Annotated in this window: 13 protein-coding genes; 9 read left to right on the top strand and 4 right to left on the bottom strand. The window is 52.0% G+C overall.

Annotation, left to right across the window (positions count from 1 at the left end):
* Positions 1–107: 107 nt before the first annotated feature.
* A complete protein-coding gene (cax, locus tag CCB157_RS00410; protein WP_077613947.1) occupies positions 108–1,175 on the bottom strand; it encodes a calcium/proton exchanger in 1,068 nt (355 codons plus the stop codon).
* Positions 1,176–1,516: 341 nt separating this feature from the next.
* Here cax and CCB157_RS00405 point away from each other — a divergent pair, with 341 nt between their 5' ends.
* The 7 genes from CCB157_RS00405 (at position 1,517) to CCB157_RS00375 (ending at position 8,637) form a co-directional block, all read left to right on the top strand.
* Positions 1,517–3,070: a tetratricopeptide repeat protein gene (locus CCB157_RS00405; protein ID WP_077613946.1), complete on the top strand. Its 1,554-nt coding sequence runs from the start codon at positions 1,517–1,519 to the stop codon at positions 3,068–3,070.
* A 97-nt stretch (positions 3,071–3,167) separates the two neighbouring features.
* Positions 3,168–4,121, top strand: coding sequence for a thioredoxin-disulfide reductase (gene trxB / locus CCB157_RS00400; RefSeq protein WP_077613945.1), 954 nt, complete (start codon positions 3,168–3,170; stop codon positions 4,119–4,121).
* Positions 4,122–4,443: 322 nt separating this feature from the next.
* Positions 4,444–4,902, top strand: coding sequence for an 8-oxo-dGTP diphosphatase (locus CCB157_RS00395; protein ID WP_077613944.1), 459 nt, complete (start codon positions 4,444–4,446; stop codon positions 4,900–4,902).
* Between the two features lie 36 nt (positions 4,903–4,938).
* Positions 4,939–5,820, top strand: coding sequence for an RNase adapter RapZ (gene rapZ / locus CCB157_RS00390; protein ID WP_077613943.1), 882 nt, complete (start codon positions 4,939–4,941; stop codon positions 5,818–5,820).
* Positions 5,817–6,776 carry a gluconeogenesis morphogenetic factor MgfK gene (mgfK, locus tag CCB157_RS00385; RefSeq protein WP_077613942.1) on the top strand — a complete coding sequence of 320 codons (960 nt, stop codon included), beginning with the start codon at positions 5,817–5,819 and terminating at the stop codon, positions 6,774–6,776. The genes rapZ and mgfK overlap by 4 nt, the downstream gene beginning before the upstream one ends.
* Positions 6,777–6,831: 55 nt before the next feature.
* Complete coding sequence (whiA, locus tag CCB157_RS00380) at positions 6,832–7,809, top strand: DNA-binding protein WhiA (protein ID WP_077613941.1); 978 nt, start codon at positions 6,832–6,834, stop codon at positions 7,807–7,809.
* Positions 7,810–8,379: 570 nt separating this feature from the next.
* On the top strand, positions 8,380–8,637 hold the full coding sequence (locus tag CCB157_RS00375) for an HPr family phosphocarrier protein (RefSeq protein WP_077613940.1): 258 nt from the start codon (positions 8,380–8,382) through the stop codon (positions 8,635–8,637).
* Between the two features lie 92 nt (positions 8,638–8,729).
* Here CCB157_RS00375 and clpP read toward each other — a convergent pair whose 3' ends face one another.
* The 3 genes from clpP to CCB157_RS00355 all read right to left on the bottom strand — a co-directional run bounded on the left by clpP (position 8,730) and on the right by CCB157_RS00355 (position 12,390).
* Positions 8,730–9,329: an ATP-dependent Clp endopeptidase proteolytic subunit ClpP gene (gene clpP / locus CCB157_RS00370; protein ID WP_077613939.1), complete on the bottom strand. Its 600-nt coding sequence runs from the start codon at positions 9,327–9,329 to the stop codon at positions 8,730–8,732.
* Between the two features lie 511 nt (positions 9,330–9,840).
* On the bottom strand, positions 9,841–11,463 hold the full coding sequence (locus CCB157_RS00360) for a DHA2 family efflux MFS transporter permease subunit (RefSeq protein WP_077613937.1): 1,623 nt from the start codon (positions 11,461–11,463) through the stop codon (positions 9,841–9,843).
* 15 nt (positions 11,464–11,478) lie between these two features.
* Positions 11,479–12,390: a TetR/AcrR family transcriptional regulator gene (locus CCB157_RS00355; protein WP_077613936.1), complete on the bottom strand. Its 912-nt coding sequence runs from the start codon at positions 12,388–12,390 to the stop codon at positions 11,479–11,481.
* A gap of 414 nt (positions 12,391–12,804) precedes the next feature.
* On the opposite strand from CCB157_RS00355, the gene CCB157_RS00350 reads away from it, so the two are divergent.
* Positions 12,805–13,509, top strand: a complete 705-nt coding sequence (locus CCB157_RS00350; RefSeq protein ID WP_077613935.1) for an ABC transporter ATP-binding protein — start codon at positions 12,805–12,807, stop codon at positions 13,507–13,509.
* Between the two features lie 198 nt (positions 13,510–13,707).
* Positions 13,708–14,241, top strand: a complete 534-nt coding sequence (locus tag CCB157_RS00345; RefSeq protein WP_077613934.1) for a hypothetical protein — start codon at positions 13,708–13,710, stop codon at positions 14,239–14,241.
* Positions 14,242–14,930 lie beyond the last annotated feature (689 nt).

Genomic DNA, 14,930 nt, shown 5'->3' with positions numbered 1-14,930 from the left:
TGTCCCCCACCAAACTGCTGAGTTAAAGCGTTATAGCGATGAACAAAGGCTTTTGCTCTGTTTACACTTTTGCGCTTTAAAGCAGTGGGGGACTGTCCCCCGTCAAGTCACAAGAGGAAGAAGCCGAAGCCCATGATGATGTACGCGGCGAGGAGCATGGCGCCTTCAAACCAGTTGGTGTCGCCGTCCGACGTAATGCTGATGGTGAGCAGGACGGAAAGCACCATGGCGATCAATTCCGTCACCGGAAAAACGAGCGGCAAATGGGTCGGGAGCGCCCAAGAAACGATGACGAGCAACGGGGCGACGAACATCGCAATTTGCAGCGTGGAGCCGATGGCAATCTCGACTGTTACGTTCATGCGATTTTTATAGGCCATGACGATGGCCGTGGCGTGTTCCGCGGCGTTGCCGACAATCGCGACGATGATCACGCCGATGAACAATTCAGTCCAGCCGAACGACCGGGCGACTGGTTCAATCGTCCCGACGAGCCGTTCGCTGATGTAAGCGACGGCAACGGTGGCGGCGGCGAGGATCAGCACCGCTTTTCCGACGCCCCATTCCGGCACTTCATGCGATGGCTCTTCGTCTTCCGGCCCCTTATACACGCCGCGGTGCGTGACGAGGCGGAAGAGCAAAGAGAATAAATAGATCAAGATCATGACGACCGCGATCGCCGTGCTCAATAGTTGAACGTTATAAGCGGTCATCTTTTGGGCGAAGACGACGGGAAAGACGAACGCCACGATGATGCTGAAGACGAGGATGCCGGCGGTATGGCTTGCAACGTGGATGTTAAACGTCTGCCTTTTGTAGCGAAGCCCGCCGACCAAGATGGACAGTCCGCCCACAAGCAACAAGTTGCCGATGACCGAACCGGTGATCGACGCGGTGACGACGCCGACGAGCCCTTCTTTTAAAGCAAAAAAAGAAATGATCAATTCCACCGCATTGCCAAATGTGGCGTTTAAGAGCCCACCGACGCTCGGCCCGGCGGCGATCGACAAACTCTCGGTTGCCCGGCCCATATAGCTGGCTAAGCCTACGATCGTGACGGCGTACAGAATGAACATGAAGATGTCGGGCCAATGAAAAAAGCCACCGATGAGCGATAAGGGGACGCCGACAAGCGTGATGATCAAAAACAACCAGTTCAACCGCACAACCTCCATTATAACTTTCTGTCGAATCAACTCGCTATTAGTGTACACAGTTAGAAGCGGCGCGATCAAGCGCGCTTTTTTTATCTTCGCGATGCATCCGTGCGGTTCCCACAAAGACTGGAAACATGCGGCGAGGCCCGCAGCCATGCATGGATGCGGGCGTTCCATTTATTTTACGAAAAAAGTGACCTTCAGCCTGTTGACTCCCGAAACGTCCTGTGAAAGGATAAAGGTAATTGCACGATCTCATCGCGGCGCGGAAAGTGCTTTGCATGAGATTTATGCTATAATTTTTACAGTTAACGACTTGAACGTATAAAAAAATTAGTGGATTAAATACGGGGGAGACAATGAAATTAGATAGACATTCTCGCGAGCGAGTGATTTCCTTTAGACCGGATGGGGAATATTATTACCAAAAAGGCATGGCCGCCTATCAGAAAGGCGATCTTTACCGCGCAAAAAAATTCGTGGAACGCGCCGTCGACTTTAATCCCGACGAGCCGGAATATCTCTGCCAACTGGCGGCGATCCTGGCCGAACTGGAGCAATACGAAGCGTCCAACCAATTGCTGCAGAAAGTCGTCAGCGAATTGGACGAATCGTTGACCGAATGTTACTTTTTTATGGCCAACAATTACGCCTACCTCGGCCGCTATGAAGACGCCCTCCGGGAAATCAAAACGTATCTGGCCTTGGAACCGCGGGGCGGCTTTTCTGAAGAGGCGCATGAACTTTACCGCATTCTTCTGTTGGAAGCGCCGGGAGCCGTCCGCGAAGAAGGCGGTTATATCGCCGACCATGAAAAAGGGCGCAAGGCGCTGGAACAAGGCCAATATCAAAAAGCGATCTACTATTTTCAAAAGGTCATTGAAGATCGGCCCGAGTTTTGGGCGGCGTACAACAACTTGGCCATCGCCCATTTTTCGATCGGTGAGGCGGATAAAAGTTTCCGCATTTTGGACAAGGTCTTGGGGCAAGATCCCGGCAACGTCCATGCGCTTTGCAACTTGGCGACGTTTTATTTCCACCTCGGCGATTTCAGGAATTTGGAAAAGCAGATGGCCATTCTCGATAAACTTTATCCGTTTTTCCCCGAACACCAAAGCAAGCTCGGCGCGACTTACTTCTTTGTCGAAGAATATGAAAAAGCGTTCCGTTGGCTGAAGCTCGCCGACCGTTTCGGCGGTTTCTGGGATCAAATTTTTTATTTTTGGTTGGCGTTGTCCGCATACCGAATCGGAAAAACCGAAGAAGCCTTAAAGGCGTGGGCGCGCGTCGACTTCTTCAGCGAAACGCCTTTTCATCCTTTTGAATATGGGAAAGTCCAAGAGATGCTTTGGGCGAAAGATGCGAAAGCCAATCCGCTGGCGCGTTCGCTCTTGCGCCATGTGGCGCTCGGCGGACAGCTGGACGCCAAGATCGCGGCCCTGTTCGCTCTCCGGGCTTTTGGGGATGCCGATGTCCGGAAGCTTTTCGCGGATATCGCGACCAACAGGCGGGAGAAGCGCACCGTCCGCCTGATCGCGCGTCAACTGGCCGCTGCTTTGGAAAACCGTGACGCCGAAGCGGTTGGTGACCGCCGCTTGGAGATCATGCAGATTTTGGAAGAAAAGATTGGCGGCGGGCGTCCGCTCATCGACCAATTTCATCTCTACGGGTGGTGGCGCTTCTTGTTTGAAAGGCTGGAAGCGGACATCGACCCGTCGGATGTGCGGGCTTGGGCGGCTTCCCTGGACTATTTACGGCGGAAGGAACAACATCAACCCGTTTTGCAGGAAGAGATCGCCGGACAGTATGAAACGTCGGCCGACCGGCTTCGTTATTGTTTGAACTGTTGGGAACGCTGGATGGAAAACCGGATAACGGCCCGTTTGAGCGACCATCGGAAGGATGGCCCATAAGGCAAAATGATGGACATCATCGCCCGCCTCTTTTAGCATAGAATACAACCGATATCGAAAAATAAGATAAAGAGTTTTTGGGAAAAGGATGGTTGTTATGGCCAGTACCGATAAAATTTACGATTGCATCATTGCCGGGGCCGGGCCGGCGGGGCTGACGGCTGCCGTATACGCGGCCCGCGCCAATTTGGATACCCTCATCATTGAACGGGGCGTTCCGGGCGGACAGATGGTCAATACGGAAGAAGTCGAAAATTTTCCGGGATTTGAAAGCATTCTCGGCCCGGAATTGTCCGAAAAAATGTTCCAACACGCGAAAAAATTCGGCGCCGAATACATGTACGGCGACATTAAAGAAATCCGCGACGGCGAAGATTACAAAACCGTCATTGTCGGCGATAAGGCGTATAAAGCCCTTGCCGTCATCGTCGCGACCGGCGCCGAATATAAAAAATTAAACGTTCCCGGCGAAAAGGAATTGAGCGGCCGCGGGGTTTCCTATTGTGCGGTTTGTGACGGCGCCTTCTTCAAAGATAAAAAGCTCATCGTCGTCGGCGGCGGGGATTCCGCATGCGAAGAAGGCGTGTATTTGACCAAATTCGCTTCACAAGTGACGATCGTCCATCGCCGCGACAAACTGAGGGCGCAGCCGATCCTCCAAGAACGGGCGAAGAACAACGAAAAGATCGATTTCATATGGAATCACACGGTCAAAGAAATCCATGAAGTGAACGGAAAGGTCGGCAAGGTGACGCTCGTGAACACGGTGGACGGCTCCGAGCGTGAAGTCGAAGCCGACGGGGTGTTCATCTATATCGGCATGCTGCCGTTGAACGACGCCGTCAGAAACCTCGGCATTACGAATGAAAATGGCTATATCGTCACCAACGAGCGCATGGAGACGAAAATACCGGGGATTTTTGCAGCCGGCGACGTCCGTGAAAAGGAACTGCGGCAAATCGTCACCGCGACGAGCGACGGCGCGATCGCTGCCCAAGCGGCTCAGGTGTATATCGAAGAGGTTAAAGAAGCGGCCAAAGCACGCGCGTAAGGCGAAAGCCGCGGCGATTCAGGCGAACCGGCGCGTAGTGCGAAAGAAGGGCAAGCGGCCTAGGCTTTGCCGCGTATTTCCCGGGAAAAAGTCACCCGTTTTTAATTCGTGTGTAACACGCGTGAAATAAAAAAGGCTTAAGCTTTTAATTAACAAATTGACCCCCTTTGAAATATCTTTGCCTCGACACGGGTGCACGCCCGTGTCTTTTGTTTTGATTTCCTGGCTTCTTCGCGGCCGGCGCCAAGCGGCTGAAAAGGTAATTGTTTTGTGAGCGAAAATCATCCATAGTATACTTAAGGAGGAAATCGAGGTGAGTGGTGTGCGCCGTGTGACGAATTGTTTGCTGCGGGACGGCGACCGCGTTCTCCTTTTGCAAAAGCCGCGGCGGGGATGGTGGGTTGCCCCGGGCGGCAAAATGGAGGACGGGGAAACCGTTAAAGATGCGGTGATCCGCGAATACCGCGAAGAGACCGGTTTATATTTGATCAACCCGATTCTCAGAGGCGTTTCGACGTTTATAATGGAAGGCGACGAAGAAAACGGCGAATGGATGATGTTTACTTTTTATGCCGACCGTTATGAAGGCCAGGCATATACTGAAAGCGCAGAAGGACGTTTGGCCTGGCAGCCGGTCGATGAGCTCCAGCAATTGCCGATGGCCGAAGGGGATCGGCACCTTCTGGATTACGTCCTCCGCGGCGAAGGCATCATATTCGGGAAGTTTTATTACACGCCGGAGTTCGAGCTGCTCGGTTACCGGCTCGATCCTTCCAATTAAAAATAAAATGGAATCCGTGTGAACGGGGTTGACGCCATGAATAAGGATATTCAAATCGTGATCATCACCGGGATGTCGGGTGCGGGGAAAACCGTAGCCGTCCAAAGCTTTGAGGACCTCGGTTATTTCTGCATCGACAATCTCCCGCCGACGCTTTTGCCGAAATTCATCGAGATGGTGAACGAAACGGACGGAAAATTGACCAAACTCGCTCTGGTCATGGATTTGCGCGGGCGCGACTTTTTCGACTCGCTCTTTCCGGCGATCGACGCCCTCGGGCAAAACGAACACGTGCAGCCCAAGGTTTTGTTTTTGGACGCCAAGGACGACGCCCTCGTCCGCCGCTACAAAGAAACGCGCCGCTCCCATCCGCTGGCGCCGAAAGGGCTGCCGCTCGAAGGCATCCGCGCGGAACGTACCTTGCTCGAAGAAATCAAGGGGCGTGCGCAATATTATTTGGATACGACGGACATGAAACCGTCCGAACTCAAAGAGCGGATCATCCGCCTCTTCGGCGATGACAACGGGTCGGTCTTTAACGTGAACGTCGTTTCCTTCGGCTTCAAATACGGCATCCCGATCGACGCCGATCTCGTCTTCGACGTCCGCTTTTTGCCGAATCCTTACTATGTCGATACGATGCGCGAGAAGACGGGGCAGGAAGCCGAGGTGGCCGATTATGTTTTCAAATGGTCGGAGACGAAGCAATTCCTTAAAAAGCTGATGGATCTCCTCGCATTCACCTTGCCGCACTATAAGCGGGAAGGGAAAAGCCAGCTCGTCATCGCCATCGGCTGTACGGGCGGCAAACACCGTTCGGTGGCGATCGCGGAATACATCGGCAAGCAACTGGAAAGGGAATACGTGACGAAGGTGACGCACCGCGACATCCTTAAAGGAAAGGTTCGTATATCATGAGTGCGGCATTGCCGAAAGTCGTCGCCATCGGCGGGGGTACCGGGTTGTCCGTCCTCTTGCGCGGTTTGAAGCAGAAACCTTTGGACATCACGGCGATCGTGACGGTCGCGGACGACGGGGGGAGCTCGGGCCGGCTGCGCAACGAATTGCAAATCCCCCCTCCCGGCGATATTCGCAACGTCATCGTCGCCCTCTCGGAAATCGAACCGTTGTTTGAAAAATTATTACAGTACCGTTTTGTCAACGGCAACGGCCTCAGCGGCCATTCGCTCGGCAATCTGCTTCTCGCGGCCGTGACCGCCATCACCGGGGATTTCGCGCGCGGTGTCCGCGAATTGAGCCGGGTGTTAAACGTCAAAGGCCGGGTGCTGCCCGCCGCCAATCAGAGCATCGTCCTCAGCGCGGTGATGGCGGACGGGACGATTGTCGAAGGGGAATCCAACATCCCGCGCCACGGCGAAAAAATCGATCGCGTGTTTCTTACCCCAGAGGACGTCGAACCGCTGCCGGAAAGCTTGGAGGCGATTCGTGAAGCGGATTTGATCGTGCTGGGGCCCGGCAGTCTTTATACAAGCGTTCTGCCGAATTTGCTCGTCCCCAAGCTCGGCGCGGAGATTTGCCGGGCGAAGGCGAAAAAGATTTATATATGCAATGTCATGACGCAAAAAGGGGAAACCGATCATTTTACGGCCGCCGATCACGTCAAGGTGTTGCTCGACCACACCGGCCCCGGCTGCTTGGATGCGGTCATCGTCAACGAACAGCCCATACCGCAGCCCGTATTGGAACGCTATGCCAAAGAAGGGGCGGAACCGGTCCTTCTTGATCGGGAGCGGCTTTCAGCCTATAATCTAAAAATAATAAGCGATAACATCGTAAAGATCGACGACGGCGGCGTCATTCGTCATGATGAGCGGCGCTTGGCGGACTGGATCGTGCGCCTGTTACCCGTTTGATGGCGATGGCGGCGTTGGGTGAACGAGACCGGATCATGGAAATGGAGGGGTCGCAATGTCCTTTGCTGCGGAAACGAAAAGAGAATTGACTCAGATCAGCCCCGATGCGTGCTGTGCCAAATCGGAACTGGCGGCGCTGATCCGTATGAACGGCTCCATCTCCATTTCCAACCGGCAGATGAGCGTGGACATTTCGACGGAAAACGCCGCAATCGCGCGTCGGATTTATACGCTGATGAAATTGGTCTATCACTACCCGGCGCAAGTCCTTGTCCGCAGGAAAATGCGCCTGAAAAAAAACAACGTTTACATCGTCCGAATGACCGATCACGCCCGGGAAATGCTCGAGGATTTAAAAATCGTCAACGACCGCATGATGTTTACGCGCAAAATTGCACCGACTTTGATCAAGAAGGAATGCTGCCGCCGGGCTTATATGCGCGGCGCCTTTCTCGCGGGCGGGTCGTTAAACCATCCCGAGTCCTCTTACCATCTCGAAATTTTTTCCAATTACGAAGAGCACACGCGCTCGCTCGCCGACCTGATGAACCGCTATCGGTTAAACGTCAAGGTATTGCCGCGCAAGAACGGTTTTATCCTGTACATGAAAGAGGGCGAGAAAATCACCGAGTTTCTCAGCCTCATCGGCGCTCACCAAGCCTTGCTTTTTTTTGAAGACGTGCGCATCGTCAAGGATATGCGCAATTCGGTCAACCGCCTCGTCAACTGCGAGACGGCGAATTTGAACAAGACCGTCGGTGCCGCCATGAAACAAATGGAAAACATCCGTTTGATCGATAAGGTGATCGGGTTGGACAACCTGCCCGATAAGCTGCGGGAAATCGCTTTGCTGCGCTTGAACAATCCCGATGCGACGTTAAAAGAGCTCGGCGAACTTTTGGCCGGGGAGCCCATCAGCAAATCGGGCATCAACCACCGCTTCCGCAAGCTCGCGGCGATTGCCGACCGGATTCGCAAAGGCGAATCATCGCCCGCGATCGCCGCGGAAACCGAAATGGCAGATCCCTCCTAGCGGCTGGGGGAGAAAAAAGGCCGGTGTGAGCATCCGGCCGGGCTGGGGGGTCTGGATGCGGCAGACGGCTCGATCGGCGCTGGTCATTGTACCGTCCGGTGGGCGGCCGCCGCATCGGCCCGGAAGTCGCTGGCGGTCCTGGGCGCGTATCGGTGGTGCCGAGGCAGGCGGCACCGCCGGTCGCGCGAACGGAGGCATCCGGGATCGCTTATAATTTTTATATAAATTGACAACGCTTACATATGTGTTGATTTTCGCATTTTTGTCGATTACGATGTTGGAAAAGTGGCCGATCAAACCATTCAAACCGTGGCGGCGCAACGGTCGGCGGACCCGGGAAACGGCTGCCCCGTGCCGCGGAACACAAGCGGCGGGATTTCAACCTCGGCTTGACCGGCGGAACCGTGCGATGTTCAGTGACGGGGAGCAATTGCCAATGAGTCATAGCCGCAGTCCCGCGAGTGTTTTGTAAACGCCCAAATGCTCGGTGCACCGTGGTTAGCAAATTTGTCTGCCGTGAGCTTTAGTGTTTCATGGCATTTTTCGGTCGTTGGAAAGGGGGGAAGGCGTTTGTTGAAGGAGAAAACCGTCATCAAAATTGCAGGGGGGCTGCAGGCCCGTTCGGCGGCGCAATTCGTCCAGGCGGCCAATCGGTACAGCGCCCACATCGAAGTGGAAAAAGCGGGGAAAGCGGTGAACGCGAAAAGCATCATGGGAATCATGAGCCTCGCGCTTCGCCAGGGCGAAGAAGTGGTGTTAAGCGCAGACGGACCGGATGAAGCGGAAGCCGTGGCCGGTTTGAAAGCGTTGATTGAAAAGACCGATTGACCAAATGTTGGCTCGTTTGCGCGCTTCCGGACTGTGGTCTCAAATAGAAAAAGCTGATCCCCGGTTTGACTGGGGATCAGCTTTTTTAAAGCTTACGCCTCGTTGGACTTCCGATTCGGCGTCAACACCGCATCGATGAGGCCGTATTCTTTCGCCTCTTGGGCGCTCATGAAGTGGTCGCGGTCGGTATCCCGTTCGATGACCTCAATCGGTTGCCCGGTGCGTTCGGAGAGGATGCGATTGATCGTCTCGCGCATTTTCAGAATGCGGCGGGCGTGAATTTCAATGTCCGTCGCTTGTCCTTGGGCGCCGCCGAGCGGTTGGTGAATCATGATTTCGCTGTTCGGCAACGCGAAGCGTTTGCCCGGTTCGCCGGCGGCCAAGAGGAACGCGCCCATGGACGCGGCCATGCCGATGCAGATCGTCGACACCTTCGCGTTGATGTGTTGCATCGTATCATAAATCGCCATACCCGCGGAGATCGATCCGCCCGGGCTGTTTATGTACAATGAGATGTCTTTTTCAGGGTTTTCGGCTTCAAGGAAAAGCAATTGGGCCACAATGGCGTTGGCGACATTGTCATCGATCGGCGTGCCGAGGAAAATGATGCGGTCTTTTAACAGGCGGGAATAAATGTCATACGCCCGTTCACCGCGGCTCGTCTGTTCGATAACGGTTGGAATTAATGGCATTGGTCCATCCTCCTTTTTTCAATTTGCCCGGTTGCAGTCGGGCCGGTTCAAACCGTAATGCATCGGGAAATGTGAGTTCATTTTATTCTGCCTTTCCCTCTTGAGACCATCATACCCTATTGGTCAAAGTAGGTCAAATATTTTCTCCGTTTTTGGAGCCCATTTTCATCATGTCCGCGCGCACCGCGTTTCAAACCGTGTTCTGCTGAAAAAATGAGCGGAAAACAAAGGCGGGCGGGGCATCGCGGCTGGCTTCGGATCGGCGGCCAGCCCTCCTTTCCAGTCGTCGGGGGAGACCTCTCGTCTAATTGAATATGCGTGGAAGCGACCGCTCTGTGCCGGCCGTCCGCTTCGATCGGTTTCATTCATCCCGATGCGGGGCTATTTCATGCGGATTGCATCGTACGGGCGCGTTCACCGCCTGGCAGGAATACGCGCCTCTGAGAGTGTTCTCGCCCGTTTGCCACCATAAAAAAGGGTTCACGTTTGCCGCGTGAACCCTTTGACCTTTTTAATTGGCCTCCCTGGCTTCTCTTGCCGCTTTCATCGCGCGCCGGTGATCGGTCAACTTGATTTTGTTCAGGAGAAAGACGAGCGCGACGCCGCAAGCGACAAACACAAGGCCAAACATAAAGACGGATTGCAGCGCATCGACGAGCGACTGTTTTAAAATCGGAATGAGCGTTTCCTTAAATGGCGCCGGCATTTTTGCCAGGGCTTTGGGATTGAGCAAGGCGGAATATAATCCTTGTGGATCGTCGTGAATCATATGGGTCAATTGCTGGACCATCCCCTTCGCTTGTTCCGGAAGGGCTTGCAGCTTCGGCATTAAACGGTCTTGCAACAAATGGCTGGAGCGATTGTTCATGATCGCTCCGAGGATCGTCATCCCGAATGTTCCGCCGATTGCCCGGAAAAATTGGCTGGAAGAAGTGACGACCCCGAGTTCGGACTTCGAAAAACTTTCTTGCAGCGCCACCGTAAGGATCGGCATGACTAAACCGACGCCGAGGCCAAGGACGATCATGTAGAGCGTTGCCGTCCATTTCGTCGTATCCGTATCCATCGTGCCTAATAAACCGAGCCCAAGCGCCATGATCACCATGCCGAGCGTCAATTGCGGCTTAACCCCGATCTTATAAACGATTTGGCCGCCAAGGATGCTGCCTACAATCATCGTGATCATCATCGGCGTCATGATCGTGCCGGATTGCGTGGCGCTTACGCCGACAATGCCTTGCATGAACAGCGGGACGAACATGATGGCGCCAAACATGCCGACGCTCATCAAAAAGCCGATGCCGTTCAATACCGTAAACGTGCGGTTTTTAAAGAAATGAATCGGCAAGATCGGCTCTTCCGCCTTGGATTCGACCCAGACGAAAAGCGCTAGGAATATGATCGCGGCGGCGAACAGGCTGATGATTTGCCATGACGCCCAGTCGTACTGATTGCCGCCAAACGTCAGGGCCAATAACAGGCTGACGACGCCGACCGTCATGGTGAACATACCGGCGACATCAAATTTCACCCGGCCCTTTGCAGAATGTTTGACTAAACCCAGGGCAATAAACACCGTCGCCAATATACCGACGGGCAGGTTGATGTAAAACACCCAGCGCCAATTCAAATTGTCGACGATGAAACCGCCGATTTGCGGGCCGATGACGGAAGCCAGCCCATAAAGCGCGCCAAAAACCCCTTGCCATTTTGCCCGCTCTTTTCCGGTAAACAGATCGCCGACAACAATCATCGCCATCGGCATCATAATGCCGCCGCCGATGCCTTGAATGCCGCGGTAAATAATCAATTCGGTCATGTTGTTGGCCATTCCGCAGAGCGCGGATCCGACCATAAAAATGACTAAACCTGAAATATAAACCATTCTTCGTCCTAATAAATCGGCCAATTTTCCGGCAATCGGCACGATCGTCGTTGAAGTGAGCATATACGCAGTCGTCAGCCAAGTCATCAAGCTTAAATCGCCGAGCTCTCCGACAATGCGCGGCATCGCCGTCCCAACGATCGTGCCGTCCAAGGCGCCAAACAGCATGGCGATGATGAGTCCGGTGATCAACATGGCGCGATGCCGAATCATGCTTGGCTGCATTTCCAACGCATTGGTTTCGGTCATCTTCTCGTCTCCTATCTATCTATTATAATGTGTGAAATACTCATGAACGATTTTTCTTAAAGCGGTCAAATCGCTGGCTATCGGTTGGATTTTGTGGTTTTCAATATATAACAATATCCCTTCTACGACAGGTTCTTTCGGCGCGGCCTGTTCGTTCATCAATTCCGCTTCCAGCGCATCGAAAGCGGAGAACAGCTGGTGCTGAACGCCGGCATCCAGCTTCAGCGCCGCTAGGGTTTTTTTGAGATGGGCGATGCGGGCGCCGATTTCCTTTTTTTGTTTTTCCCGCTCGCGCTTTTCGATTTCCGCAAACTGCTCGAACATTTCTTTTTTTAATACTGGCGGTTCATGCGGTTCAAAACCGGCGATCACCGCATCCAGCCGCCGGACGATAAAGCGGGCGATCTCCTCGGAGCGAAGCCCGCCGGACGTGATCAATATATAAAACATGTATTCCCGAATCATGCCGATTAAGATCGCCGCGGCATCAAGGGCATAACGCGCCGCTTTCTCGCCGTACAATTCAACGATCCGCCCGCTGAACCAATTTAACATGCGGAAGCGCTGTTTGAATAAATATAAACGGAGGTCCTGGCTGATTTTCGGAAGCTGTTCTTCGAACAACAACTGAAAAAATTCCTTGTTTGAACACATGTTGTCCAAATAAAGGCGAATTTGCTCCACCAAGGATTCTTTTTCAGCCCGGTCCTTGCTTTGAGCGTTCAGCAACGCGGCATTCAGCTTTTCGAAATGCTGCTTCACGATGGCGAGCATCAAATCTTCTTTTGATGAAAAATGATGATAGAAGGCGCCTTTCGATATGCCCCATGCTTCGACAATGTCTTGAATCGACGTGGAATGATAGCCTTTTTTCGCGAACAATTTCAACGCCGTCTCGATCCATTCGGTGCGGGTTTTTTTTCTCATCCTTTCCATCTCCCATAATCGTGAAACTCTCGGTTTAGCGGGATTGTTCGAATGCTTTTTGCTTCTTGTGGCCGCCGCGCCGGTTCATGTCAATGCTCTGATTCTGCGTTTGTGCGCCGCGGCCATTTAACGTTTTTGCGTTTTTCCAGGATACTTTTTTATGACCAGTCAGTCAAAGATATTATATATAAACGGTCATATTATATCAACAAAAAATTATAATGAAGGTTAATAATTATAATGACCTATTGGTCAGTGATTGGCGAACAGGGACGTTTCATTGCATAGCCCGTTTTCCGCACGGTACGGGACGAAATTTTTTATATAAGAAATTATTTATGGAAAATTTGAATAGATCCATTGACAGCGAAAGGGGGTATTGTCAAAATATTTTTAAGAGAGGAGCGATAGGAAATGGAGGGTGCGATCCAATTAATCAATTTAGGTAAGCGTTTTATAGGCGACGGCGTGGAGACTGTCGCGGTCAATCGCATTAACCTCACCTTTCAGCCGGGAAGCTTCACGGCGATCATCGGTCCTTCCGGATCGGGCAAGTCGACTTTGCTCAGTTTAATCGGCACGCTTGACAAACCGACGGAGGGCACCATTCGCTTCGGCGACCGCGATGTGACCAAGATGAGAACCAGAGAGCTGGCGGACTTTCGCTTCCATGAGATCGGCTTCATCTTTCAGCAATTCCACCTTCTGCCTACGCTGACGGCATTGGAAAACGTCATGGCTCCGCTGTTTGCCCGCAAAGTCGACTTTAACAAGAAAGAACGCGCCGAATCCCTGCTCCGTGACGTCGGACTTGAAGAAAAACGGAATGCCTTGCCGTCGCAATTATCGGGCGGTCAACAACAGCGCGTCGCGATCGCGCGCGCTTTGGTCAATCACCCGAAATGGATTTTGGCCGATGAACCGACGGGGAACCTCGATACGGAAAGCGGCAAAGCCGTGTTTAACCTGTTAAAAACATTAAATAAAGAAAAAGGAATCGGCATTTTGTTGGTCACGCATGACCCAAATTTGGCCCGTCAGGCCGATCGGACGATCGAATTAAGGGACGGCTCCGTTGCCTTTGACTCGGAAGGCTTGGCTTTGTCCGGCAGTCCATAAAGGGTTTCATTTGGTGACAAGCTTTAGTGGTGTCTTTACGTGAGTTGACTTTCAACCAAGCATGTCGAACGAGATGTCCGGTGTATGTACAGCGTTGCGGCCGCCCTCATGAATAGCCCCCAAGTTTGTTTGGGGCTTTTGCTTTAAGAGCAGATCAACACAATGTATGGCAAAAATTTAATACGAGAGGGAGCGGGCATGAAAAAGATTTTTATCACGTTCATGAGCCTCTTGTTTCTCATTATTGGCGGATGCATGTCCAAACAACAGGAGGTGACAACCCCTCATCCAAAAACAAAGCAGCAAGCACCTTTCACCATTCGGGGTGAAATCCAAATTCAAAAGATCGGTGTATTCGTGTTGGGAGAATCCAATCTTAGGCCGGGGACGAAGCTCACCATAACGTGCCAAAACAAAAAAATGGGTGAAACGACGGTCAAGAAAAATGGGGAATTCTATTTTCAATTCGATACCCCAAAATTTAAAGAAGGCGATCAGATTATCATTATCATGAATCCAGACGTCCAGGCGGAAAAATTGCAGGCGGTTTACGGAAAAAAAGGTGAAGAATTGAGCGGTCCCGACGTTTATGAATACATGAAAAACGGGACGAAATATAAGGGACTAAAAGCGGGAACATTTATAAATCATAGCGATATTATGGCGACGATTGCAAACGATGTCATTTCATCTTGGCAATCATTTCAGGTTCCTATGGGAAACCCGGAGTAAAAATGAATTCCTACAGTAATGACTTTGGCGGAAATGAAACCAAATCAATGTAAACAGAAAAAATATTTGTAAACCGTACAATGGACGGGACATTCAATATTTACTAATCGCGAGGGTCGAGTGCATGAATAAGATTTTTGTCACGTTCATGAGCCTCTTGTTCCTTTTTATTGGCGGGTGCGCGTCCAAACAACAAGAGGTGACGACCCCTCATCCAAAAACAAAGCAGCAAGCACCTTTCACCATCCGGGGGGAAATCCAAATCCAAAAGATCGGCGTGTTCGTATTGGGGGAATCCTCCAATCTGAAGCCGGGGACGAAGCTCATCCATAACGTGTCAAAACAAGAGAATGGGCGAGAAAGACGGTCAAGAAAAACGAGGAATTTTATTTTCAATTCGCTACCCCGAAATTTAAAGATAACGATCCGATTCTTATCATCCTGAATCCGGATGCCCAGAAGGAAAGATTGCAGGCGGTTTACGGAAAAAAAGGTGAAGAATTGAGCGGTCCCGACGTTTATGAATACACGAAAGATGGATCGAAATATAAAGGATTGAAAGCCGGTATTTTTACGGACCGAGGCGATAATGAAGTCCCGCTTAACATCCATGTCATCTCATCTTGGAAAACAGTAGAGTATCCCATGGGAACACATTCCAAAAAGTGAATGACGAATCCGCTTCTTAT

This window comes from Caenibacillus caldisaponilyticus, assembly GCF_002003465.1.
In the GTDB taxonomy this organism is placed as follows: Bacteria; Bacillota; Bacilli; order Bacillales; family Sporolactobacillaceae; genus Caenibacillus; species Caenibacillus caldisaponilyticus.
The sequence above is the reverse complement of the archived record's forward strand: the minus strand, read 5'-3'. Positions and strand labels throughout refer to the sequence as shown.

Excerpts from the sequence above, each read along its gene's own strand:
- rapZ (WP_077613943.1), top strand. The coding sequence starts at position 4,939 with ATGAATAAGGATATTCAAATCGTGATCATCACCGGGATGTCGGGTGCG.
- trxB (WP_077613945.1), top strand. The coding sequence starts at position 3,168 with ATGGCCAGTACCGATAAAATTTACGATTGCATCATTGCCGGGGCCGGG.
- CCB157_RS00345 (WP_077613934.1), top strand. The coding sequence starts at position 13,708 with ATGAAAAAGATTTTTATCACGTTCATGAGCCTCTTGTTTCTCATTATT.
- CCB157_RS00360 (WP_077613937.1), bottom strand. The coding sequence starts at position 11,463 with ATGACCGAAACCAATGCGTTGGAAATGCAGCCAAGCATGATTCGGCAT.
- cax (WP_077613947.1), bottom strand. The coding sequence starts at position 1,175 with ATGGAGGTTGTGCGGTTGAACTGGTTGTTTTTGATCATCACGCTTGTC.
- CCB157_RS00350 (WP_077613935.1), top strand. The coding sequence starts at position 12,805 with ATGGAGGGTGCGATCCAATTAATCAATTTAGGTAAGCGTTTTATAGGC.
- mgfK (WP_077613942.1), top strand. The coding sequence starts at position 5,817 with ATGAGTGCGGCATTGCCGAAAGTCGTCGCCATCGGCGGGGGTACCGGG.
- whiA (WP_077613941.1), top strand. The coding sequence starts at position 6,832 with ATGTCCTTTGCTGCGGAAACGAAAAGAGAATTGACTCAGATCAGCCCC.
- CCB157_RS00355 (WP_077613936.1), bottom strand. The coding sequence starts at position 12,390 with ATGAGAAAAAAAACCCGCACCGAATGGATCGAGACGGCGTTGAAATTG.
- clpP (WP_077613939.1), bottom strand. The coding sequence starts at position 9,329 with ATGCCATTAATTCCAACCGTTATCGAACAGACGAGCCGCGGTGAACGG.
- CCB157_RS00405 (WP_077613946.1), top strand. The coding sequence starts at position 1,517 with ATGAAATTAGATAGACATTCTCGCGAGCGAGTGATTTCCTTTAGACCG.